This window comes from Paenibacillus sp. FSL H7-0918 (assembly GCF_038007025.1).
GTDB lineage: Bacteria > Bacillota > Bacilli > Paenibacillales > Paenibacillaceae > Paenibacillus_AQ > Paenibacillus_AQ odorifer.
Genome location: NZ_JBBOWJ010000001.1, coordinates 1,234,613 through 1,258,312, shown reverse-complemented (window position 1 = coordinate 1,258,312; position 23,700 = coordinate 1,234,613). Strand labels below are relative to the sequence as shown.

The following is a 23,700-nucleotide window of genomic DNA, read 5'->3' as shown; positions in this document are numbered from 1 at the left end:
TGTGACGAAAAGAGAGGTAAAAATGCCCTAAAATGAGGCGAATGGAGCGGATGTGGCGAAAAGAGAGGCAAAAATGCATTAGATTGTGGTGGATGGAGTGGATGTTACCGGATCGAGCAAAACGCGGAGAAATGAGCGGTATAAATCCCGTAGAATGCAGTCGATCGGGCGGATGCGGGGAAATGAACGGTATAAATCCCGCAGAATGTACCGGATCGAGCGAATGTGGAGAAATGAACGGGATAAATCCCGCAGAATGTACCGGATCGAGCAAATGTGGAGAAATGAACAGGATAAATCCCGCAGAATGCAGCTGATCGAGCGGATGTGGCGAAATGAACGGTATAAATCCCGCAGAATGCAGCTGATCGAGCGAATGTGGCGAAATGAACGGTATAAATCCCGCAGAATGCAGCTGATCGGGCGAATACGGAGAAATCTACGGTATAAATCCCGCAGAATGCAGCTGATCGAGCGAATGTGGTGAAATGAACGGTATAAATCCCGCAGAATGCAGCTGATCGGGCGAATGTGGCGAAATAAACGGTATAAATCCCGCAGAATGCAGGTGATCGAGCGTATGTGGCGAAATAAACGGGATAAATCCCGCAGAAAGCAAAGGATCGAGCGGACCGGTCCGGTCCGGATCAATACACCCAAAGGAGTGATTCCCCCCATTAACCGGAGAACCACTCCTTTTTTATAACCAACTTTATAATCCGATCAACGACGACCTCCGTGATGCTTAACTGTGTATTTTGCTGAACTCGATTCGCGAGCTGAAGGACCTGGTAAACTCTTTTTCGATTATTGTTTTCATGATGTTGTGATGCACTTTGAGTTGTGATTGATCGGCGTGGTCTCTAAGGAGTTCAAAGAGCGCTGCTGATTTTTTGAAGCCTGTATCATCGTCTAGCTTGATGCTTAATAACAAGATTTCTAGAATAGTGTTGATTGTATCGTACATATTCTCTTGTTTATAGTAGTACATCGCCAGCAAATAAATGTAATCCTCATGGTATTTGATATTCACAATAGTCTCATGTTCTCCTATGTCATCAACATTGATTTTGAATTCCTTCAGAATCCAATCAACGGAATAATCATGTATTATCGAAGATTCTAAGATTGTAATGAGTCCCGGCAATAATTCTTCATCATCACTTTTTCTAATAAACTCAACGTATTTATGTAGCACTCCCATTTTGCCTTCCAGCAGATCGATAACGTATGAATTGGCTTTTGCTATATTGCGGTAATATTCGACTTCATAAATGGCCTCTTCATCTAAACCTACTATCCAGCCCAGGTCAGCATACTTCTGAATACATAGTTTTGCCTCGTCATACTTACCGGACTTTTGTAGTGCTATACCTTTTGCGCAGGAGCTATATCCAAAATAATAGGGGATACTCCGCTTCAGTTTAGGACCTCTTATGAGGTTACTATTGTTTTCATATATGATGGAAATTTGTTCATGTAGCTTGTCTGCAATTTCAATCATGGCATCCCAATTCTCAAATGAAAATGATGCCTTAAGCATCTGAATCAAGGAATCCACATTCAACTCTTCCAAATCCAACTTCAATCCTATCTCCCTTTCTAGAGCATATCATGCATCGATTAAGATAATTGTATTTCATTTCTAAATTATTCATTTATTTTACATTAAATCATGTGATTTCCATCACGTTACATAAGGTCAAAAGGGTCTTTATTAATAATTTTCAAAATACATCCAGCCCCCATTAGCTTCCTTAAGTTTCTAGTGTTGAAGGAATAATGTTTGTTCCGTTGTTCATTTGTCCCCTGGTTTTTGGGTTATTTGTACGTAAAATGCGGAAATGTACCTATCGTGGAACTCGTTCTTCCTTTATGATCATCCCGTAAAGAAAGCGCTGTCAAAGAAATTTTAACCACATTTCATGAGGGGGTAAGGATGATTTGAAGCGAATGGGAAAAAAGCTGGGAATGAGCCTGTTGGTATTTATAATTGCAGCAGCGCAGTTCGGTTTCACAGGAACGCAGGGCAATGTGGCACTAGCAGCTGAGAAAAGTATGGCGCAAAAGCCGTATATGGGCTGGAGCAGTTACAGCATGCAGGTGTACGACGGTGCAGGTAACTGGACCTCGGCCGAAAGCATTAAGAAACAATCGGATGTTATGCATGAGAAGTTGCAAGCCCATGGATATGAATACATCAATATTGATGCGGGCTGGAATGGCGACATGGATGAATACGGCAGACCGATTCCAAGTGAGACCTTATATCCTAACGGATTTCAAGAGGTCATCGACTATGTTCATAATAATGGACAGAAAATTGGAATCTATATGATTCCGGGGGTATCCATCGATGCCTATAATCGGAATCTTGAGATTTACGGGACTGGTGGCCAATGCCGTATACAGGACATTACAGCCAAGCCGCTTACTATTATGGATTATTGGAATTCCTACACTTATAAAATTGATTTCACGAATCCATGTGCCCAGAAGTATGTGGATTCTATTGCCGATATGATTGGCGAGTGGGGCATTGATTTCGTCAAATTTGACAGCGTGACTCCTGGCTCGGGGATTGACAACTTGAGCCGTGATGCGCGCGGCGATGTAGAGGCATGGTCTAAGGCTTTTGACAGAAATAACATCTGGTTTGAGCTGTCCTGGGCGCTCGATCACAATTACGTGGATTTCTGGAAAAAGTATGCCAACGGTTGGCGAATTGACTGGGATGTGGAAGCTTACGATGGCAGTGGGCTGACAGCCTGGCCGAGTATTTCCCGCTTGTTCCCCAAAGCAGCACTTTGGTGGAGGGATGCAGGTCCTGGGGGTTGGAATGATTTTGATTCCCTGAACGTTGGTAACGGATCTATGGATGGTCTGACCAAAGACGAGCGGAAATCCGCGATGACATTCTGGTCAATCTCTTCCGTACCACTGTATACAGGGAATGACATGACTAGGCTGGACAGCTATGGTCTAGAATTGCTTACCAATGATGAGGTAATTGCCGTAAATCAGGCAGGACGTCCAGGCCATCCGGTATCTATGGATACCCAGCAGCAGGTTTGGTATGCCAATAATGGAGATGGCACTTACAGCGTAGCTCTGTTCAATCTGGGCAGTCGGAGTGCGGAGGTGAAAGTCAAATGGAGTGATCTCGGCCTTGAAGGCCCGGCATCTGTTCGCGATTTATGGAGTCACACTGAGCTGGGAGACTTTGAGAAGGAATTTAGCGGAGGCATACTTGAACCTCATGCGTCACGGATGCTTAAAGTTACAGCATTAGGTGGCACCTCTACAGTCAATGATGATGATACAGGTATGCGCTACAGCGGGGATTGGAAGCGTAATGGCGGCAAAGAGCTGCTAGAAGGAAAGCAGGATTTGAGCATTACGATCAAGGATTCCTCGTTTGCTCCGTCGATGGCTTCACAATCGGATGTTATGAACTATGGGACTGACCCGTCTGAGAATTCGTCTGCTGCGAACAAGGCAACGGTCACCAATGTAGTTTACATTAATGATAATGACAGCGGCATTAAATATAATGGCGCATGGCAGGTAAGCTCATCTCGAGGATTGGGTGATTATAAAGACGATGTGCATTATGCCGAGAAGAACGGGGATTCCTTTGAGTACACCTTTACGGGCACTGGCATTGACCTGCTGACCGAAAAGCATGAATCTCAGGGAGATGTGATTATTACGCTGGACAATGAGGCTGCACAGACCGTTAGTGCTTATAAAACTGGATCAAGAGAGGTACAGCAAAATCTGTACAGTGTCTCGGGACTGGCAAACGGCTCTCACACGCTTAAAGTGGTCAAAAGCTCAGGTGATTTTATGCTGCTTGACGCATTTAAGGTGACTACAGAAACTCCAGCAGGAGAACAGAATAGTACCATTACTCCGATATCTGCGCGATTCGACCAAGCAATAGAACAACAAGAGGATGTTACTGTCACTCTGAATTTGAATGGTAATACACTGAGCGGTATTGAAAATAATGGCGAGGCACTTTCGGAAGACGATTTTACGGTGACGAATGATAAATTGACCATTCATAAGCAATACCTTGCGCAGCAGCCGGCAGGCACAACCGACTTGATTTTCATTTTTAACGCTGGTGATCCACAGACTCTGTCGATACAAATTAGTGATTCTACAGGCATTCGTTATGTGATGATAAATAACGATGATTCGACAGTTAAGTACAATGGCACTTGGAACCGCAGCAGTGGCAGAGGATTGGGTGACTATAAAGACGATGTGCAATATACGGAGCAGAATGGTGATTCTTTTGAATATACCTTCAGAGGAACGGGGATTCAGCTGTTCACAGAGGTAGATGAGTCACAGGGGGATATGAATATATATGTTGACGATCAATTTAAGGAAACCGTCAGTGCCTATCATCATGGACAAATGTCACTTCAGAACCTTTACAGCATTTCTGGCTTACCGGATGGAATGCACACGCTCAAGGTTGTGAAGAAATCAGGCAGATTTATGCTCCTTGATATGCTTAAGGTAGAAATTCCGAATATGATTAATCCGATCGCTGCCAGCTTTGATAAAGCTGCTTCCGCTCAGGTAGATATTGAGGTGACATTACTGCAGCAAGCGGAAAGCTTTGCCGGCATTACTAACGGATTATATGATCTGGTTCTCGGGACTGATTATTCAGTAGCAGGTAACCGTGTTACACTGAATAAATCTTATCTTGCTGCACAGCCAGTGGGGACGCTGAACCTTAAGTTTACTGTGGAGGGAGATTATCTTAACGATGTTCACTCCACATCAGTGGACGGTGATTTCTTTGAATATACCTTCAAGGGTACCGGAATCAGCCTGATCACACCTATGGGTCCAGAGCAAGGTGATATGGATATTTTTGTGGATGGACAACGGGTCCAAACTGTAAATGCGTATAGTCAGAGCCGCCTGACCCGTCAGGAAATTTATAGTATTTCGGGATTGGAAGGCGGGATACACACGCTTAAAGCTGTGAAGAAATCTGGTGATTTCATGCTGACGGATCAATTGAAATTCACAGTTTCAACGAGTCCTGCTGTATCTCCGACACCAACGCCAAGTCCGACACCAACACCAACATCAACATCAACGGACTCAGGTGGCTCGTACATTCCAGCTCAGCCATCTTCTACACCACCTGCCCTGACACCGACGCCAACTCCGGCAACTGGAAACGAGGATGGATCTGCAGGGAATGGCGAGTCTAATCCGATCCGTCATACCGCATATATCAAAGGTTATCCGGGTGGGTTCTTCCAGCCGGAGCACGAAATTACGCGTGCTGAGATGGCAACGATTCTTGCCAATGTTGCTGAGAAGGGAGCTACTGGAGCAGGGGTTGTGTTCAGTGATGTGCCTTCTGGTTACTGGGGTGCTGATGCCATAACTAAAGCAGCGAAGATGGGACTAATGAAGGGTTACAGCGATGGCACCTTTAAACCTAATCAACCATTGACGCGTGCAGAAATGGCCAGTCTGGTGACCCTGGTTAGAACGGTTTCGACGCAGAAGGGCTCCGGTTTCTCTGACATCAATGGACATTGGGCACAGGCGGCGATTTTGCAAGCCCAAGGTACGGGCATTTTGACTGGTTATAATGACGGGACTTTCCGTCCTAATGCCAAGCTTACTCGTGCCGAAGCTGTTGTGGTTATGAATAGGGCTTTGGGCAGAGGTCCTCTAACCAATGTAACAAATCCACAGTGGGCAGATGTTCCGGCAACGCATTGGGCCTTCGGCGACATTGAAGAAGCTTCGACGGATCATGTCTTTACATCTGGATCAGAGGCCAGAGATCAGAAGAAGAACTGATTGTCTAGCCAAAGCATTGAAGAAGGGGGGCCGTTACTGGCCCCTTTTTTCTAAATGACAGGAGGGTCACGCACTATAGATAAAATATCGGAATTGCCGATAAAAGGCAGTGATAACGGCGTAGATCGCTGTTTTTTTTCCATTTCTGAAGAGGTGCAGGAGGGTGAAGTGAGTTCAAACCCTTGACTATGAAGCAAAATGTTTTAATCTATGGTAATGATAGCGCTATCGAAATGTCATATTGAGGGAGGCTAACTACGCTGAAATATTCCAATATCTTTCGTAAATTTCTAATCTCTTATGTGGTCATTTTGGTCATACCCAGCATTGGCGGGTACATGTCCTATCTAACCTCGATCTCCGTGACACAGTCCATCTCGATTGAGAATGGAGTCACTCAGCTTCAGAAAAGTCAGGAGATATTGGAGCGCCGTATGGCGGAGGTTGAAGGCTTTACCAGGCAATTGGCGGTCAACCAGGAGCTAAATGTTCTTATGAATGAAAGTGAAAATGAGACGAATGTGTATGGGATTTGGAAAACGATGCGGAATGTTTTGACCTTCGGCCAGACTAATGATTTTTTGCAAAACTATTATATTTACCTCGCCAACTATAATCTTATCCTAACCCCAGGTTCGACCTATCGTCCGGAGCATTACTATTCTAATTTCAACTATAAGGATCTTTCGTTACAGGATTGGAGAAAAGAAGTGCTTGAGACAACCCACCGCAGCGAGATCAAGCCACTTAGTGATTTTGTCAGCAGGGGGATGCAAACCTCGGTTATTACCTATATGCAGTCACTCCCCTTGGATAGCTTTAGTGATTCCTCGCCGGCTGTCGCAGTAGTGATTATTGATGAAAAAAATATCTCCAGCCTGCTTTCAGGCCTGACCGAGCGATATGGGGGTTGGGTGCATATTAGTGATGCTAAAGGGAATACGATTGTTCTGCAAGGAAGTGATGAGCAGAAAATGGTCAAAATGCTCGACGATCCAGCTTTTGATAAGAACAAGGTCAGTCAGTTTTATAAGGATGATCTGGTGATTACTACCCGTTCCGATTCCAATGGCTGGGTGTATCAGACCGGGATTCCCCAAGATATTTTGATGGAGAATGCTAACAAAATCAAGAGAATCTCCATACAAATTACGGGAGGCACTCTAATTATCGGTTTGATTGCCGGACTGATATTAGCTTACCGTAACAGCGCGCCAATCAACCGTATGCTCAGTGTCATGAAGGAGCAATTCGGCAAAGAAGAAGCCTCGGAGAGAAATGAATTTGACTTTTTGAGCGGCAATATAGCCGATATGATTACCAAAAATAAGCTGCTCGAGTCCGAGCTTAACCGCCAGCTTCCTCTGGTCCGAGATGCCTTCCTGAAACGGCTGATTGCCGGTGAATTCAAAACGCGGGATGAAATTATCTCTGCCGCCAAACAGGCGGATATCAGCATGAATCAGAATACTGGCTACGTAGGAATTGTTCAGATTAACGGTTATGCGGGTATGGACAGTGTTGAAATTCTGAACGAGCTGAGTGCTTCCCGGCTGCTGCTGAAACAGACCTTGGCTGAGCTTGGCGTGGATGTCCTGATGACGGATATGGGCTCTGATAAAGTTGTAACGCTGTTCTTTTCTAGGGAAGAAGGAGCTGACAAGGAACAGGAAGCAGCGAATATCACCCAGACGATGGAGGAGCTCGCTACAAATGTCTTTAATGAGTACCGCATTACCATTCTGGCGGGCTTCGGGGATCTATTCACAGAGGTAACAGAGGTTAGCCTTTCGTATGATCAAGCGAAGCAGGCACTGGAATATGCTGTTTATATGAATAAAAAAGGGATTATCTGGAGCAGTGAAGCTCAAATTGAGAATACAACTTATTATTATCCGCTGGATTCGGAGCAACGGTTAATCAGCACGATTCGAGCCGGAGAGCTTGAGGAAGCCAAACGGATTGTGCGTGCGATTATTGTCCAGAATATGGAGCAGCGAGAATTATCCATCGAAATGAAGCACCAGCTTGTCGGGGAAATGAAGGGGACTTTTCTCAAGCTATTGGATCAAAAGGCATTTACCGAATATTCAGATATCGAGAGTGTCAAACGGCGGGTCATAGACATTGGCTCATCAGAGTCGCTTGAGACGATCCAGAACGAATTTTTTGACATTATGGAAGAGCTGTGCGGACTCATTGCGAATAAAAAGAAAGATATTCATATTCAAATCATCAAGCAGATTAAGGACTACACAGCAAAAAACTATTCGGATACGGAACTAACCCTTTACCGGGTGGCGGAACAGGTGGAGCGGCCGGAAAAATATATTTCCCAGCTGTTTAAAGAGGTCACGGGTGTTAATTTCTCCGACCATTTGATAAAAGTCAGAATGGATCAGGCCATCATCCTGCTCAAAGAGAGCGGATTAACGGTGGATGAGATTGCCGTGCGGGTGGGCTACAACAGTTCACATTCCTTCAGGCGCGCATTCAAAAGGTTGATGGGTGTTTCCCCGAGTGCCTATAGACAATCTGTGGATGAATAAAAAAATATGCCAAAACATAAGGCTGCACTGTCCACTTTGGACGATGCAGTCTTTTTTCTGATTTCAACCCTGCAATTCGGAAAAATGGCCGTTCTACTGCTATTTTGTGCTCCTCAGATAGGGCGATTTGTACGCTGAAGCACCCAAGTGTACCTTTCTTTTGGAGATAAAAGTCATCTATGATCAATCCGTAGAAAGCGCTATCACATATCACAGACATCTGCTTAGGGGGAATTGTTCTGGAGAAAGAATTAGTATTACATCGCAAGTCGTTGCCGAAAAGCAAAGGCCCCGTATTCTTACAAAATGCTCGCAAAAGCATAAAAAAGCACTGGCAGTTACATCTGCTTGTGATTCCGCCTTTGCTGTTTTTTATTATCTTCAAGTATTATCCGATGCTGAACACTGTCCTAGCCTTTAAGGACTATAACGTCATAAAAGGGATATGGGGAAGTCCATGGGTCGGATTTAAAAACTTTCAGCTCTTCTTTGAGAATCCGCAGTTTTGGACACTGCTCAAGAATACTATTATGCTTAGTGGCTATCAGCTGCTGGCGGGTTTTCCAATCCCGATTATTCTTGCGCTCATGATTAATGAGGTACGGGGAGGAAGGTTTAAGAAATTCGTTCAGCTTGTATCGTTTGCCCCTTATTTCATCTCGACGGTTGTCATGGTGTCAATCGTTATGCTCTTTCTGGCCCCTCGGCTCGGTTTTGCCAACATTGCACTCAACTTCTTCGGACTGGATTCTATTAACTTCCTAGGTGAACCCGGCATGTTCCGTTCGATTTATGTGTGGTCTGATATTTGGCAGACAGCGGGCTACAGTGCAGTCGTATATTTGGCAGCGCTTGCAGGGATAGACCCAACACTTTATGAAGCTGCCAAAGTTGATGGAGCCTCGCGGTTTCAAAAAATCCGCCACGTCGATTTGCCAGGGATTGTGCCAACCATCGTTATCATTCTGATTCTGAATGTAGGGAATGTAATGGCGATTGGCTTTGAAAAAGTCTACCTGCTACAGAACCCGCTTAACCTCGTTAATTCTGAGATCATTGCCACGTATGTCTATCGGGTCGGCCTGTTGAATGCCAATTACAGCTTTGCAACTGCGGTGGGCCTGTTCAACTCCATCATCAACTTGGTTCTCTTATTTACAGTAAACGGTCTGGCGAAAAGAATCACTAAGAACAGCATCTGGTAGGAAAGGAGCTCATCTATGGCAGCAGCAGTTCAAAAAAAGATTAAAGAATCCGTCGGCGACAAAGCGTTCCTGATCACAATCTATATCGTGCTTACTCTTGTGGTAATCGCTGTACTTTATCCGCTTATTTTTATCATCAGCAGCTCAATCAGTAGTCCGGCAGCAGTGACCTCTGGTCGTGTCTGGCTCTGGCCTGTAGATATATCCTTCAAGGGTTTCAAAGTATTGCTGAATACGCCTGAGATTATCACTGGTTATGGAAACTCAATTTTCTACACCGCAGCGGGAACGCTGATTAGTATAACTTTAACGGTCATGATCGCTTACCCGCTGTCTCGAAAAGGTTTTTTCGGACGAAATACACTGATGATGATCATTACCTTCACCATGATCTTCAGTGGGGGGCTAATTCCCACCTATTTGGTAGTGAAGGAGATGCATCTGATCGACACTCGCTGGGCGCTGCTGATTCCGAACGCCATTTGGGTCTGGCAGGTCATTATTGCCCGCTCCTTCTTTCAATCCTCGATTCCGGAGGAGCTTTTGGAAGCTAGTGAAATCGACGGCTGTAGTGATATGAGATTCATCTGGAGCGTAGTGCTTCCCTTATCCAAGCCGATTCTCGCAGTGTTGGTGCTTATGTACGCGGTAGGTCAATGGAATGCCTATTTCGATGCGTTGATTTATCTGAAATCAGCAGATTTGTTCCCCTTACAGCTTGTCCTGAGAAGCATCATCATTCAGAACAACAGCGCTGGTGGGGCCATGGACGTGGGGAAACTGGTCGAGAAACAACAGCTTTCCGAGCTGCTGAAGTATTCCTTAATTGTGATTGCCACCTTGCCGGTACTTGTTATCTATCCTTTCGTACAGCGTTATTTTGTACAGGGGATGCTTGTTGGTTCCGTCAAGGGTTGATCTTAGGAGTCTCTTTTTTGGAAAGGAGGTATGCCCGGAGTACACACTTAAGGTATCATCGTATCACCTGCTAAATTACAAAAGGGAGTGATAATATTTGAAGAAGCAAAGCTTGATTACTTTACTAATTCTGGTCATGGCATTTACGGTTGTAATTAGCGGATGTGCAAATAAAAATACAGATAACGCATCCAGCACGCAGCAGGGTTCTGGTTCGGGTTCGTCTGGCAAGCCGGTTGAGATCAGCGTGTTCTCAGTTCAGGAATCCGGCATCGACCTTCCGACCAATAAATTCACAAAACATGTAGAAGAGAAATTTAATTTCAAATTCAACTGGCAGATCAACCCATCGGATGGTGCTCAGGAAAAACGCCAGATCTCACTGGCGAGTGGTGACTATCCGGATGCTTACCTGCTTACTCACTATATTGATCAATTCTCACAGGCCGATCTACTGAAATACGGTAAGCAAGGTGTACTCATTCCTCTAAATGATCTGATTGATAAATATGCTCCAAATATTAAAGCAGCCATGGAAAAGAACTCTGACCTAAGAACGCTTAATACTACACCTGATGGCAACATTTACGGACTTGTAGCTTATACAGAATGTTTCCACTGTTCCTATCCTAGCAAAATGTGGCTGAATTCTGAGTGGATGAAAAAGCTTAACTTGGAGATGCCGAAGACCACTGAGGATTTCAAAAATGTACTGAAAGCCTTTAAAACTCAAGACCCGAACGGCAATGGCAAAGCGGATGAAGTGCCGCTAAGCGGTTCCATCGAGGAGTTCGGCGTACGGATCGTTCCTTTCTTGATGAACGCATTTGTTTATGATGATGATCGTAATTACCTGAACATGAAGGATGGAAAGGTGCAATCTGCTGCCATTACTCCGGAGTGGAAAGAAGGATTGACCTATATTAAATCCCTGTTTGACGAAGGTTTGATTGATCCGGGTGCCTTTACACAAAACGCGGAAGCTTTTAAGAAAATCGGTGAAAATGCTGATGCAGAAATTCTAGGCGCAGGTGCAGGTATGCACCCAGCGATCTTCGTAAATATCGACCCGGGGAATACCCGTTCAGCACATTACAACCCGCTTCCTCCGATTTCGGGACCTCAAGGAATTTCCTATGCGACTCATGATGGAGGCGGCGTAGTCCCGGGTGCAAAATTCGTGATCACAAACAAAGCAAGTGAAGAAGCACAAATTACACTGATCAAGATGGTGGATTATATGTTTACACCAGAAGGCCAAACGAATGGCGCAGCTGGCCTGAAGGGAACCGATTGGACAGATCCGGTTGAAGGCGATGTGGCGTTGGGTAAAGATGTTAAACCGATGATCAAACTAATTCCAGGTGAAGAAGGCGCAGCACCACGTAATGCAGGCTGGAGTGGTATGGCTCACTTCTATGAGCCTAAAGAATACCGTGATACTTACGTTCAAGGTACCGACATCTTTGCTTCTGATGGTTATGAACGTAGACTGTATGATGCGACTCTGCTATACGAAGGTCATGAGCCTAAAGAGTTATTCCCCATCTGGTCGATCTGGATTGATCCAAGTGAGATTGATGAAGCCAGCTTGCTGCAGACAAATTTGAAAAATTACATCGAACAAAATGAGCTGCAATTCATCACAGGCAACAAGGATCTGAACAAGGACTGGGACGCTTATGTAAAGGGATTGCAGAACTTGAAGCTTGACCGTTATCTCGAAATTTTACAAAAGGCTTATGATACTTCAAAAAAATAAATATTGAAATCAGAATCAGGTGCTGTATGATAGACCCCGCACCTGATTTCTTGATTTCAGGGGAAAATATGGGTTTTTGTGGATGGAGGTTGAGTTATGACAGACGAGAATCATTGCAATCATTCATTTGTAGTTCCGCGCCGTGGACTACCTCAAATTAACGGCAGGCTTACGGAAAAAGGGACTGTAACCGTTGCCTTTTTAGGCGGCTCAATTACGGAGGGGGCAGGTGCTTCCGAAGCAGACACATATAGCTGGAGAGCACTCACTGGTAAGTATCTTCAGGAGCGGTTTGCGGATCAGGAGTTCCGCTTCATCAACGCGGGAGTGGGGGGGACGAACTCAACTTTAGGTGCTCATCGATTACAGGAGCATGTCCTGCAGCAGGGCACAATTGATTTGTTATTCGTTGAATTTAGCGTCAATGACGGCAATGACCGGGAAGAATCCATTAGAGGGATGGAGGGCATTGTCCGCCAATGCAGGCGGTTGTCACCGGGCACTGATATTTGCTTTTTGTATACAGCAGCAGAGAAGAATCTCTCCGGGAGCAATCCCTTTAATATTGCTGTCCATGAAGAAGTAGCTGAACATTATCAGCTTCCCTCTGTTAATTTTGCAGCTAGAGTCTATGCGCAGCTAGAGGCGGAACAAATGGAGTGGACTAAGCTGGCACCGGATGGATATCATCCCAATGATGAAGGTCATGCGCTGTATGCCTCTTTTTTGCGAGAGTATCTGGAGACAGCGCTTGTTCCTAACAAGACGAATTTGAGTAGCGAAAGCTCTTTAGATATTCCACCTTTGGCGGAGCAAAATTATGAATACGGCAGCCTGCTTGATTTCCGTGCGGCTGATCTTGTGAACGGTTACGAACTTCGCGAACTGGCTGCAGGAGATCCGCTGATGAACTGGCGTTTTGGAACAGAGCATCTGTATACCCATAGCAAGGAGGCTGTTTTTTCTTTTACAGTGACCGGGCAAAGCGCAGGCTTGATGCTGCTCTACGGACCGGATAGCGGGATTTTTGAATATTCGCTAAATGGCAGTTCTTATAAAGCTGTGAACTTATTCGATGAATGGTGTCCGCTTGCCTTTCGGCCTATTATCGCCATGTTTCCGATCCAGGAACAACGTCAAGAATTGCATGTTTCAGTACGCATTACGGGGCTGAAGGATGAACAGAGTAAAGGCACCAGTCTGCGTATTCTGAAACTGCTGCACAATTGATTATTTTAAGCGGAGAGATTATACTGCCAAATATTAAGCGTTTACAAAAAAAGAAAGGCGGTGCCGATGATTACTTCTGCTGAAAATAACGCCTTAACTACTCCTGCTGTAATCCGCCTGACGGATTATGGAGTGCTGCCGGATTCTGGTTTAGACGCGCAGCCAGCCATGGTTCGGGCTATACAGGCTGTCGCTGAAATTCCCGGTCCGGTACTACTGGATTGCCCGAAGGGCTGCTATCATTTCTATCCGGACGAGGCCATCCGCAAACCTTATTTTATCTCAAATACTGCCAGTGAAGAAGAGAACAGGGATGTCACTAAGACCATCGGTATTTTGCTGAAGGGACAATATAATTTAACGCTGGAAGGCAATGGTTCATTATTTATTTTTCACGGCAAGCAAACGATGCTCCTGCTGGATGGCTGCAAGAATGTGGAGATCCGTAATTTACATACCGACTATGCCCGGCCAACTGTGACGGAGATGACGATTACCGAAAGCGGTGACCATTCATTCGATGTCCAAGTACATCCCGATTCACGTTATGAGATTAGGGAGGATAAGTTGGTCTGGATCGGTGAGGGCTGGAGCTTTTCTGAAGGCCCAATGCAGACTTATGATCCGCAGCGCAATACGACTTGGCGGATGGATAACTGGCTGGAGCAGGCAGACACTGTCGAGGAACTGGAGCCGATGAAGCTCCGTCTGCATTTTAATTTTCAGCCTGAGGTTATTCCGGGGCATGTTCTACAAAGCCGTGACGGCATCCGTGATCAGGTGGGCGTATTCATTACGGAAAGCTCGAACATCACCTTGAGCGATATTGGGATACATTTTCTGCATGGACTTGGCATCGTTGGCCAGTTCAGCGAGAATCTCAGCTTCCGCCGTATGGATCTCTCACCGCGTCCGGAAACGGGACGAACGGTCACAGGCTTTGCGGACTTTATTCACATGTCTAGCTGCCGGGGAAAGGTGATCATTGCCGATAGTAATTTTTCCGGTTCACATGACGATCCCGTTAATGTCCATGGTACTTATCTGCGGATCGTAGAGCAGCCATCGGCGAATGTAGTAAAGGTCCGGTTCATGCATCATCAGACCTACGGATTTATGGCTTTCTATCCGGGGGACGAAATTGAATTTGTTCGCTCCGGTTCATTGACCACTTATGCGGCTAATGAAGTGGTCGAAGTGAAGCGGCTAAATCCACGCGAGCTTTTGTTGACGTTGGCTCATCTGGCTCCTGATGATATAGGCAGCCATGATGTTATAGAGAATGTTACCTGGACTCCAGAGGTTGAAGTCACTAATAATCACTTCGCGAGAGTACCCACCCGCGGTATTCTTGTGACAACCCGGCGCAAAGTGGAAATTAAGGGTAACATTTTTGAACGGATGCATATGAATGCCATTCTGATTGCAGTGGATGCTGAGTCCTGGTATGAATCCGGCAAGGTGGAGGATGTGATCATCAGCGGCAATCATTTTCTGGAATGTGGAAGTCAAAAGCATCCGGTTATCTTTATTTCGCCTGAGAATGTGGAGATAGATAAGCGTGCTCCCGTTCACCAGAGAATTGTCATCACGAATAACAAGTTTGAAAGTATTGATGTGTTGGCCCTTAGTGCCAAGAGCGCCTGCGGACTGGTCTTTAAGTGCAATGGAATTCTGGCAGGCAGTGGTGAGGCGAGTCTTTCGAATCTTGATGATGCGATTGAATTAAATGCCTGCAGTGAGGTTGAAATTACTGATAATTTATTAAATGACAGATGGTGAGGAGAGCGCGTATGAAACTTCAATATGACAAGCCAGCAAATGTATGGACGGAAGGACTTCCAATTGGGAATGGACGTCTGGGCGGTATGATCTTCGGTGGTGTGGAACAGGAGAAAATTAGTCTAAACGAGGATACGCTTTGGTCAGGATACCCAAAAGAGGGTAACAATCCCGGTGCTAAGAACGTTCTGCCAAAGGTGCGACAGCTGATTCAAGAAGGCCGTTATGTTGAGGCGGACACGCTGACCAGAGAAATGATGGGGCCGTATACTCAATCTTATTTACCTTTTGGTGATCTATTGCTTCGTTTTGAACATGGCAACGTCTATCATTCTTATCAGCGTACACTGGATGTGGAAAATGCGCTGCATCGCATTGAATATCAGATTGGCAATGTTACTTATACCCGTGAGATGTTCGCTTCTCATCCTGATCAGTTGCTTGTTCTTCGTTTGACCGCAAGTGTGCCAGGCGCATTGAATGTGCATGCCACGCTGGAAAGTCCACTCCGGCACAACCTTTATCCGCAAGGTGACAGCTTTGTTCTATCGGGAACGGCACCGGAGCATGTAGATCCAAGCTATTTCGGGAGCGACAATCCCATCCAATACGGTGAATTAGGCAGCAGCAAGGGAATGGCTTTCGAAGGACAACTCTCCGTGACGGCGGATGACGGCCAAGTAACGGTTGATGGCAGTGGGATTCATTTGCTGGGTGCGACAGCGGCAACCTTTTATTTCAGTGCGGCTACAGGTTTTAACGGGTATGACCTAATCCCGGGAATTGAAGGAAAAGATGCCTCCACCATTGCAGCCTCCTTCTTGGCAAGTGCTCAAGGCAAGTCTTACACCAGCCTGCTTCAAGCGCATATCACTGATTACCGGGCACTTTTCGATCGGGTGAAGCTTCGGCTGGGCAAGCCGCTGGCACCGGAAGGAATGTCAACCGAGCAGCGGATTACGACTTACTCCGCGCAAGATCCGGGTCTAGTTGAGCTGCTGTTTCATTTCGGACGTTATTTGCTGATCGCAAGCTCGCGTCCCGGAACGCAGGCCGCCAATCTTCAGGGAATATGGAATGCCTCTACTCGTCCGCCTTGGAGCAGTAACTATACACTGAATATCAATACAGAAATGAACTATTGGCCCGCTGAGATTTGCAATCTGGCAGAATGTCATGAGCCACTTTTGGATTTCGTCGGCAATCTGGCGAAGAGAGGGGCGGATACCGCTCGGACCAACTATGGCACCCGGGGCTGGGTAGCTCATCATAACTCGGATCTTTGGGCACACACTGCACCGGTAGGTGATTATGGTGATGGAGATCCAAGCTGGGCCTATTGGCCAATGGGCGGCATCTGGCTGACCCAGCATCTTTGGGAACATTTTGCTTTTGGCGGAGATACTGAATACTTGCGGACTTCGGCTTATCCTGTCATGAAGGAGGCGGCTCTGTTCGCATTGGATTGGCTGATTGACGACGGCAAGGGTAATCTTGTGACCTCCCCGTCCACTTCACCAGAGCATAAATTCCGGACAGCGGAGGGTGTGGCTGCGGTCAGCCCGGGTGCCACAATGGATATATCACTGATCTGGGAGTTGTTCACGAACTGTATCGAGGCATCAGTGATTCTTGGAACGGATGAGGCTTTGCGTGAAGAGCTGAAAAGTACCCGTGAGCGTCTATTGCCACTGCAGGTTGGCAAGTACGGGCAACTGCAGGAATGGTCCTCTGATTTTGAGGATGAGGACATGTACCACAGACATACCTCGCATCTGGTTGGAATTTATCCGGGCCGCCAGTTGTCAGAAGAAGAGACCCCTGAGCTATTTGCTGCGGCAAGAACCTCGCTGGAGCGGCGCGGGGATGAAAGCACAGGCTGGAGTCTGGGCTGGAGAGTCGCTTTATGGAGCCGCTTCCGGGATGGAAACCGTTCCTTGCGTCTGCTCTCCAACATGTTGCGGCTGGTGAAGGACGGGGAGTCGGAGCAATATAATCACGGCGGAGTTTATGCCAATCTGCTCGGCGCGCATCCGCCGTTCCAGATTGATGGCAACTTTGCAGCCTCCGCCGGGATTGCCGAAATGCTGCTGCAATCTCACCGCGGCTATCTCGAACTACTGCCTGCATTGCCAAATGAATGGCAGGAGGGAAGCGTTGCAGGTTTACGTGCCCGCGGTGGCTTTGAAGTCAGCATTCAGTGGGACAACGGCAAGCTAGTGGAAGCGCAGATCACTTCCCTGCTGGGCACAGAATGTGTGATCCGCATGGATACCCCACTTAAGGTAACCTGTGGCAGTCAGGATATACAGTGTGAACGTTCCGCCGAAGGAAGGGTAAGTTTCGCTACAACCGCGGGACAATCCTACAAGCTTATCATTGGTGATCAGCAATAATCCGTTTTATAAGCGTATGAACAGCAGTAGGACCTGAACGTTTGGTCCTGCTGCTGTTTTTTGCATTTTCAGCATGAAGCTTCAGGACCAGCAGAGTTTAGGTAAGATGTGTTAGATCGCGGTATGGATCGGAAGATCGTTGTATAGAAAACGCTTTATCCGCTCTTTATAATGAGGTCATACTTGGGGGATACAGCTACTGAGACTGCGGCCTTCAAGGTCCAAAATGCAGCAACAAGGAGGCAAATTATGCTAACTGACAGTAATACAACCGTAAACGTGAATACAGACACAACGTCTCTTATCCGTGTAACCAATGGCCTGGTGAATCTGGAGATTGATCTCGGAACGGGTGAGTCATCCGTTGTCGGCGGGACTTCTGCACATGTAAAGGGGATTCGCAGCGCCTTTCGCTGGCAGGGCCGGGAATATAATACTGAACACTATCAGAGCCACGTGCTGAAGTTGCAGGAAGAGGTCGTTCGTGAAGGTTTTGGCAAAGGTGTTCATCTAGTGATTGTACATGAAACATCCCTGCTGCCTCAGCTGGAGCAGCATTTTTATATTTATGAGTCCTCCTCATATGTGTTGATGCAAAGTGTGATCGCAAGCGATGAGGATATCAAAGCGAACCGCATGGCGGTCATTCAGAGCAAATCGGTATCCCTCGGCGGCGAGTCAGGTCAACCGGATGAACCAAGCATCCTGCGTGTGCCTTACGACAACGATAAATGGGTCAGATATACAGTGGTGAAGCCACCTATGGATACAGAGAGCTACGAGGTAACGGCAGTGTTCGCGCCGGATAGCCGGCGAGGAATTATCATGGGTTCCATAACTCACAAGGTGTGGAAAACGGGTATTCGTATCAAAAGCGAGCGAAGCGGCCAGATCGAGGAGCTGGATCTTTACGGTGGGGCTGTGAGTGAATTAACCCGCGACTTTCAGCCGCACGGTTATGTAAAAGGCAAAAGAGTGGAGTCTCCGCTCGTATTCGTAGGTTTTTATGATGATTACAGAGAAGGTCTTGAAGCTTACGGCCGGGCCAATACATGGATTGAAGCTCCACTGGCTTGGGAGGGTGGCGTTCCTGTTGGCTGGAATAGCTGGTCTGCTGCAATGGCTGATCTGGATTATGATTTGTATACGTCGACCAGTGAGTTTTTGAAAAAAGAAGTGCAGCCGTTAGGATTCCAGAATGAGGATACGCTGTACATCAACTTTGACGCTTTTTGGGATAATTTCACAGCAGAAGAAATGAAAAATGCACTTGAGCTAGTGCGGAAGAATGGTCATAGACCGGGAACTTACTGGACCCCTTTCGCTTTCTGGGGAAGTCCTACTCAGTTCGGAGATGTCGTGGAGGGTACGAACGGTAAATACACCTATGGCGATATCCTACTTCGGGACAGCGAAGGAGAGATTCTGCCGGATGTTGATGGAGGGCTAGCCATTGACCCCACACATCCGGGGAACCTGCAAAGAATAGATTGGTATACAAATAAATTCATCTCGGAAGGATTCGAGTATATCAAGCTGGATTTCCTGGCACATGGCGCACTGGAAGGCCAGCATCACAATCCGGAGATTACGACGGGCATTGCGGCGTATCACTACGGTATGTCCTACTTGCAGAATAAGCTGTCTCCAGAGGTTATTGGTCGACCGTTCTTTATTAATCTGTCCATCGCACCGTTGTTCCCTTATGCATTTGCACATAGCCGGCGTGTCTCTTGTGATGTTTTTGGCACGCTGCAGGACACAGAATATATGCTCAACTCTTTGACCCATGGCTGGTGGATGAGCGATTCATTGTACCGTTTCAATGATCCCGACCATTCCGTACTGTACAAGAGTCATAACCAGGAAGCCACGGGCTGGCATGAAGGCCGGAGCCGGCTAACCGCTTCGGTGATCGCGGGAACGGTGCTGCTGCTAGGGGATGACTTCCGAAAAGAGGAAGCCGCCGCCCGGGCTAAAGCTTGGCTGAGCAATAAGGACATTATGGATGTTGCTCGTCTTGGCAAAACCTTCAGACCGATCGAAGGGGACTTCGGCAAGCAATCCTGTGATACTTTTGTGCTCGAATCTGCAGAAGAAAATGCCTTTTATATAGCTGTCTTCAATTACGATGTCACGAAATCTGCTCCTAAATCCCTCTCATTAGAACGGGCAGGGCTGAATGCTCAAGCTGCTTACCAGCTACTGGACCTATGGGAAGGTGTAGAAGGGGAAACCTCAGGAAAGCTGGAAGTTACGCTTGAACCCGCAGAATCTAAAATCTTCAAATTGACGGCAAAATAACAAAAGAATACGCGCCCTCTGCTTCTTGCGGATAGCGCGTATTCTTTTTTACAACCTATATTTGTTTTCGGCTTTGCGGATTAAGGCGGTATTGTGTGGGATTTATGCCGTAGCAGGCACTGAAATGTCTGGAAAAGGGATGGATTGAAGGATAGCCCAATTTCTCAGCAATGGCAGTAACACTTAGCTCGCTCTCCAGAAGCAGACCTGCCGCCCGCCGCATAACGAGATTATGATGATAAGCGCGCGGCGTCATTCCGGTTTCTCGCAGAAACAGCTCATGAAAATAAGTTCGCTTGAGTCCGCAGAGCTGTGCCCAGTCTTCGATAGATTTACCACGTTCGGGATGAGTGTTCAAATACTCCAACAGGCGGACAATCCGATAATCGCTTGGCTGATGCTGATGGAGGGCATTATACCAGCTTAATATCCAACCGTATAACAAGCTATGAACCGCTTCATTCCGGTAGAATATCGCTTCATTGTATATTTTAGCAATCATCACAAGACTATCGTATAGCTGTGGATATTTAGCTAGCGGGAAAACGCAGGGCAATTCTTTCAGCTCGGCACAGGGGACTTCGGTGGCCTTTTTCTCAAGCCTAAAGGGTTCAGGCGCATGGATAAAAGAAAGATTAGTAGACATAGGCGACTGCTTGTCCCACAAATCAAAATAGACATTGTAGGACGAGAGTGGATGAGAAGGGGAAATATGAAAGGCATGTGGCTGGCCGGGGCGCAGAAACACCAGTGTTCTACGCTCAATCGGATAACGAACTCCGTCGATTTCCATCTCACCGGGGCCATCGGTAAACAGATGAAAGGCGTAGGCATTGCCGACGCGCAGATGCTCATTGCTGCTTCCGTCGTACAGATAAGGCATGATTGCTCCAACATACGGTGTGATTTCAGATAGTTTGTTCATACTATACCCCTTTGCTAGCAGCATTTCTTAATTTTGGCCTGTAGTTAAATATTTGGGATAACGGATAAATTGTCAAATGAATGAACGAGTCAACAAAGACTAGTAGTACTGATGATGTTACGATAAATGCGATAAATACACAATGTTAATAACAGAGAAAGCGGATTAATTAACAACAACTTTTGAAGGTCTATTACAGACAGGAGACGATCAAATGAGCGATTTTAAATTGTGGTATTCAACCCCTGCAACAAGCTGGTCGCAAGGGTTGCCGTTGGGTAACGGAAGAATAGGTGCTGTTGTAATGGCGGCGCCGCATCGTGAAGTGTGGAGCATGAGCGAGGTGACCTATTGGTCTGGGCAAACGGATCCCGACCCTGCTCCTGCCGGAGGTAGAACTGCGCTGGAAGAGATGCGAAGTCACTTTTTTGCCGGCGATTATGACAGCGGTGATCGTTTAGCCAAACAGTATTTACAGCCTAAAAAACAAAATTTCGGTACGAACCTGGGATTATGCGAGGTGGTTATTGATTTTGCCCAGGATGCGGATGTTAAATCAGGCGGTATGTTTCAGCGGGAGCTGGAATTGACAAGTGCAGTGGCTGGGGCGGTCTATGAGAGCGGCGAAACAACAATCCGTCGAGAGGTCTTCGCTTCACATGCCGATGATCTGGTAGTTTCAAGAATTTGGAGCGATAGGCCTGGAGGTGTATCCTTTACGATTGCCATCGAAGGTGGGACAGAATCGTTTACGACTGAGGTTGTGGATGGCGACACTATTGAATTCAAGGGGCAAGCTACAGAAAAGGTGCACAGTAATGGTAAATGCGGGGTATGGGCAAAAGGGCAGCTCAAAATAAGTCTATCCGGCGGTACGATCTACAGGGGGGATGGCCGATTAAGAGTTTCCGGAGCTAATGAGGCCCGGATTTATTTTGGGGTCAGTACCGATTATCGCCGGAGCAATCAGGATTGGGAGACGGAGAGCTACAGCAACCTAAGGCAGGCATTAACCAAAGGTTATGCACAGTTAAAAGAAGATCATATTCAAGATTACCGTCAGGATTATGCAAAGGTGGATATTCAATTGGGTAGCTCCGGGAAAGAAGGTCTGCCTACCGATCAGCGGATTAGGTTACTGGCACAGGATCAGGCTGAGGACCCTCAGTTGTTCGCATTGTTCCTCCAGTATGGCCGCTACCTAACCATTGCCGGATCACGAGAAGATTCACCTCTTCCACTGCACTTGCAGGGAATCTGGAATGACGGTGAGGCTTGCCGTATGGGCTGGAGCTGCGACTATCATCTCGATATTAATACACAGATGAATTATTATCCGACAGAAGTCGTGAACCTTGCAGACAGCCACCTTCCATTGATGCGATATATTGAAGATTTATCTCAGGCGGGAAAATCAACTGCACGCGATTTATATGGCAGCAAAGGATGGGTAGCGCATGTATTCTCTAACGTCTGGGGGTTTACAGCTCCGGGCTGGGAAACCTCATGGGGGCTCAATGTCACAGGCGGATTATGGATTGCAACCCATCTGATGGAGCATTATGAATATAGTCAGGATCGTGTATTTCTAGAGCGCCAGGCATATCCTGTGCTAAAAGAAGCCGCAGAATTCTTCCTCGACTATATGACGATTCATCCGAAATATGGCTGGCTGGTGACGGGTCCTTCTAACTCGCCAGAGAACAGCTTCTATCCCGCAGATAGCAGCGAGGGTGCACAGCAGCTGTCTATGGGCTCGACCATGGATCAAGTGCTCGTGCAAGATCTTTTCGAGTTCTGCCTGAAGTCTGCGGTGTTGCTCGATACAGATGTGGAGCTTCAGCTGAAGCTAAAGGAAGCTATGGCTAAGTTACCCCCGCTACAGATTGGTAAAAGAGGTCAGCTGCAGGAGTGGCTTGAAGATTATGAAGAAGCGCAACCTGAGCATCGACACTTGGCTCATTTGTTCGCTTTGTATCCAAGCAACCAGATTACACCGGACAGAACACCGGAGTTAAGCGCGGCAGCAAGGGTAACGCTGGAGAACCGGATGGCTCAGGAAGAACTGGAGGATGTAGAGTTCACCGCCGCCTTATTCGGTCTTAGTTTTGCCAGACTATATGACGGGGAGAAGGCGTATAAGCATATCTCTCATTTAATTAGCGGACTGTGCTTCGATAATCTGTTCAGTTTCTCCAAATCAGGGATTGGTGGGGCAGAGTGCAATATCTTTGTCGTGGATGGCAACTTTGGCGGGACGGCTACCATTGCAGAGATGCTGCTGCAAAGCCACGCGGATGAAATTCATCTGTTGCCAGCGCTTCCGCAAGCCTGGAATACAGGATCGGTGTCTGGATTACGAGCCAAAGGAAAGGTAGAGGTAGACGTAGTTTGGGAGAAGGGGCAGTTGACGGAAGCTACGCTTCGCACCTACGCACCGGGAACGGTGACCCTTCGATGGGGAGATCAGAGAACTACCTTCCAAGCAGAAACAGGAGGAAGCTACTATTTCAACAGCCAATTGGAGCTGTTATAATGATTCGGCGGGGGCGATGAGCCTCCGTTTTCATTATGCGTCCGAATAATGATGAGTAGGTATCGAAGGGCTATCTGGTCTGCTTAGGACCCGATAGCCTTTTTACGAGCACGTTGGGATTAGATCTTACAAAGTAACGATTCATGCCTGAAAATGACTTACATTTATTTGGTCGATGATCGCCTAAGGGGAAAAGAATATAATAGGAGCAAATACAGACAACAAGAAGGAGGGAACCTC

Annotated in this window: 13 protein-coding genes; 11 read left to right on the top strand and 2 right to left on the bottom strand. The window is 46.7% G+C overall.

The annotated features are described in order from the left end of the window. The first annotated feature begins 88 nt into the window (after positions 1–88). Entirely contained in the window at positions 89–487 is a 399-nt protein-coding gene (locus tag MHI15_RS05760; protein ID WP_341164207.1) for a hypothetical protein, read from the top strand. 258 nt (positions 488–745) lie between these two features. Here the strand turns inward: MHI15_RS05760 and MHI15_RS05755 are convergent, their stop codons facing one another. Then, the gene (locus tag MHI15_RS05755; protein WP_076128919.1) at positions 746–1,588 is read right to left on the bottom strand and encodes a hypothetical protein; all 843 of its coding nucleotides are present in this window, start codon (positions 1,586–1,588) and stop codon (positions 746–748) included. A gap of 365 nt (positions 1,589–1,953) precedes the next feature. Between MHI15_RS05755 and MHI15_RS05750 the strand changes: the two genes are divergently transcribed. The 9 genes from MHI15_RS05750 (at position 1,954) to MHI15_RS05710 (ending at position 19,999) form a co-directional block, all read left to right on the top strand. Then, positions 1,954–5,853: a X2-like carbohydrate binding domain-containing protein gene (locus MHI15_RS05750; RefSeq protein WP_341164512.1), complete on the top strand. Its 3,900-nt coding sequence runs from the start codon at positions 1,954–1,956 to the stop codon at positions 5,851–5,853. Positions 5,854–6,191: 338 nt separating this feature from the next. Continuing rightward, a complete protein-coding gene (locus tag MHI15_RS05745) occupies positions 6,192–8,402 on the top strand; it encodes a helix-turn-helix domain-containing protein (RefSeq protein ID WP_341164206.1) in 2,211 nt (736 codons plus the stop codon). A 350-nt stretch (positions 8,403–8,752) separates the two neighbouring features. Then, the gene (locus tag MHI15_RS05740) at positions 8,753–9,607 is read left to right on the top strand and encodes an ABC transporter permease (RefSeq protein WP_038574727.1); all 855 of its coding nucleotides are present in this window, start codon (positions 8,753–8,755) and stop codon (positions 9,605–9,607) included. Positions 9,608–9,622: 15 nt separating this feature from the next. Then, positions 9,623–10,525 carry a carbohydrate ABC transporter permease gene (locus MHI15_RS05735; protein WP_036683268.1) on the top strand — a complete coding sequence of 301 codons (903 nt, stop codon included), beginning with the start codon at positions 9,623–9,625 and terminating at the stop codon, positions 10,523–10,525. 136 nt (positions 10,526–10,661) lie between these two features. Further along, positions 10,662–12,287, top strand: a complete 1,626-nt coding sequence (locus tag MHI15_RS05730) for an extracellular solute-binding protein (RefSeq protein ID WP_076281524.1) — start codon at positions 10,662–10,664, stop codon at positions 12,285–12,287. Between the two features lie 96 nt (positions 12,288–12,383). Next, positions 12,384–13,517 (top strand): SGNH/GDSL hydrolase family protein, encoded by a 1,134-nt coding sequence (locus tag MHI15_RS05725; RefSeq protein ID WP_076128927.1) that lies wholly within the window; start codon positions 12,384–12,386, stop codon positions 13,515–13,517. Between the two features lie 66 nt (positions 13,518–13,583). Next, a complete protein-coding gene (locus MHI15_RS05720) occupies positions 13,584–15,299 on the top strand; it encodes a right-handed parallel beta-helix repeat-containing protein (protein ID WP_139332056.1) in 1,716 nt (571 codons plus the stop codon). Between the two features lie 11 nt (positions 15,300–15,310). Next, positions 15,311–17,695 (top strand): glycoside hydrolase family 95 protein, encoded by a 2,385-nt coding sequence (locus tag MHI15_RS05715; RefSeq protein WP_076281316.1) that lies wholly within the window; start codon positions 15,311–15,313, stop codon positions 17,693–17,695. A gap of 249 nt (positions 17,696–17,944) precedes the next feature. After that, complete coding sequence (locus MHI15_RS05710) at positions 17,945–19,999, top strand: alpha-galactosidase (RefSeq protein ID WP_076281317.1); 2,055 nt, start codon at positions 17,945–17,947, stop codon at positions 19,997–19,999. A gap of 55 nt (positions 20,000–20,054) precedes the next feature. Here the strand turns inward: MHI15_RS05710 and MHI15_RS05705 are convergent, their stop codons facing one another. Then, positions 20,055–20,924 (bottom strand): helix-turn-helix domain-containing protein, encoded by an 870-nt coding sequence (locus MHI15_RS05705; RefSeq protein ID WP_076128933.1) that lies wholly within the window; start codon positions 20,922–20,924, stop codon positions 20,055–20,057. 214 nt (positions 20,925–21,138) lie between these two features. Here MHI15_RS05705 and MHI15_RS05700 point away from each other — a divergent pair, with 214 nt between their 5' ends. Next, the gene (locus MHI15_RS05700; RefSeq protein WP_076281318.1) at positions 21,139–23,460 is read left to right on the top strand and encodes a glycoside hydrolase family 95 protein; all 2,322 of its coding nucleotides are present in this window, start codon (positions 21,139–21,141) and stop codon (positions 23,458–23,460) included. The last annotated feature ends 240 nt before the right edge of the window (positions 23,461–23,700 follow it).

Excerpts from the sequence above, each read along its gene's own strand:
- MHI15_RS05700 (WP_076281318.1), top strand. The coding sequence starts at position 21,139 with ATGAGCGATTTTAAATTGTGGTATTCAACCCCTGCAACAAGCTGGTCG.
- MHI15_RS05715 (WP_076281316.1), top strand. The coding sequence starts at position 15,311 with ATGAAACTTCAATATGACAAGCCAGCAAATGTATGGACGGAAGGACTT.
- MHI15_RS05735 (WP_036683268.1), top strand. The coding sequence starts at position 9,623 with ATGGCAGCAGCAGTTCAAAAAAAGATTAAAGAATCCGTCGGCGACAAA.
- MHI15_RS05710 (WP_076281317.1), top strand. The coding sequence starts at position 17,945 with ATGCTAACTGACAGTAATACAACCGTAAACGTGAATACAGACACAACG.
- MHI15_RS05725 (WP_076128927.1), top strand. The coding sequence starts at position 12,384 with ATGACAGACGAGAATCATTGCAATCATTCATTTGTAGTTCCGCGCCGT.
- MHI15_RS05730 (WP_076281524.1), top strand. The coding sequence starts at position 10,662 with ATGGCATTTACGGTTGTAATTAGCGGATGTGCAAATAAAAATACAGAT.
- MHI15_RS05720 (WP_139332056.1), top strand. The coding sequence starts at position 13,584 with ATGATTACTTCTGCTGAAAATAACGCCTTAACTACTCCTGCTGTAATC.
- MHI15_RS05750 (WP_341164512.1), top strand. The coding sequence starts at position 1,954 with ATGGGAAAAAAGCTGGGAATGAGCCTGTTGGTATTTATAATTGCAGCA.
- MHI15_RS05705 (WP_076128933.1), bottom strand. The coding sequence starts at position 20,924 with ATGAACAAACTATCTGAAATCACACCGTATGTTGGAGCAATCATGCCT.
- MHI15_RS05745 (WP_341164206.1), top strand. The coding sequence starts at position 6,192 with ATGTCCTATCTAACCTCGATCTCCGTGACACAGTCCATCTCGATTGAG.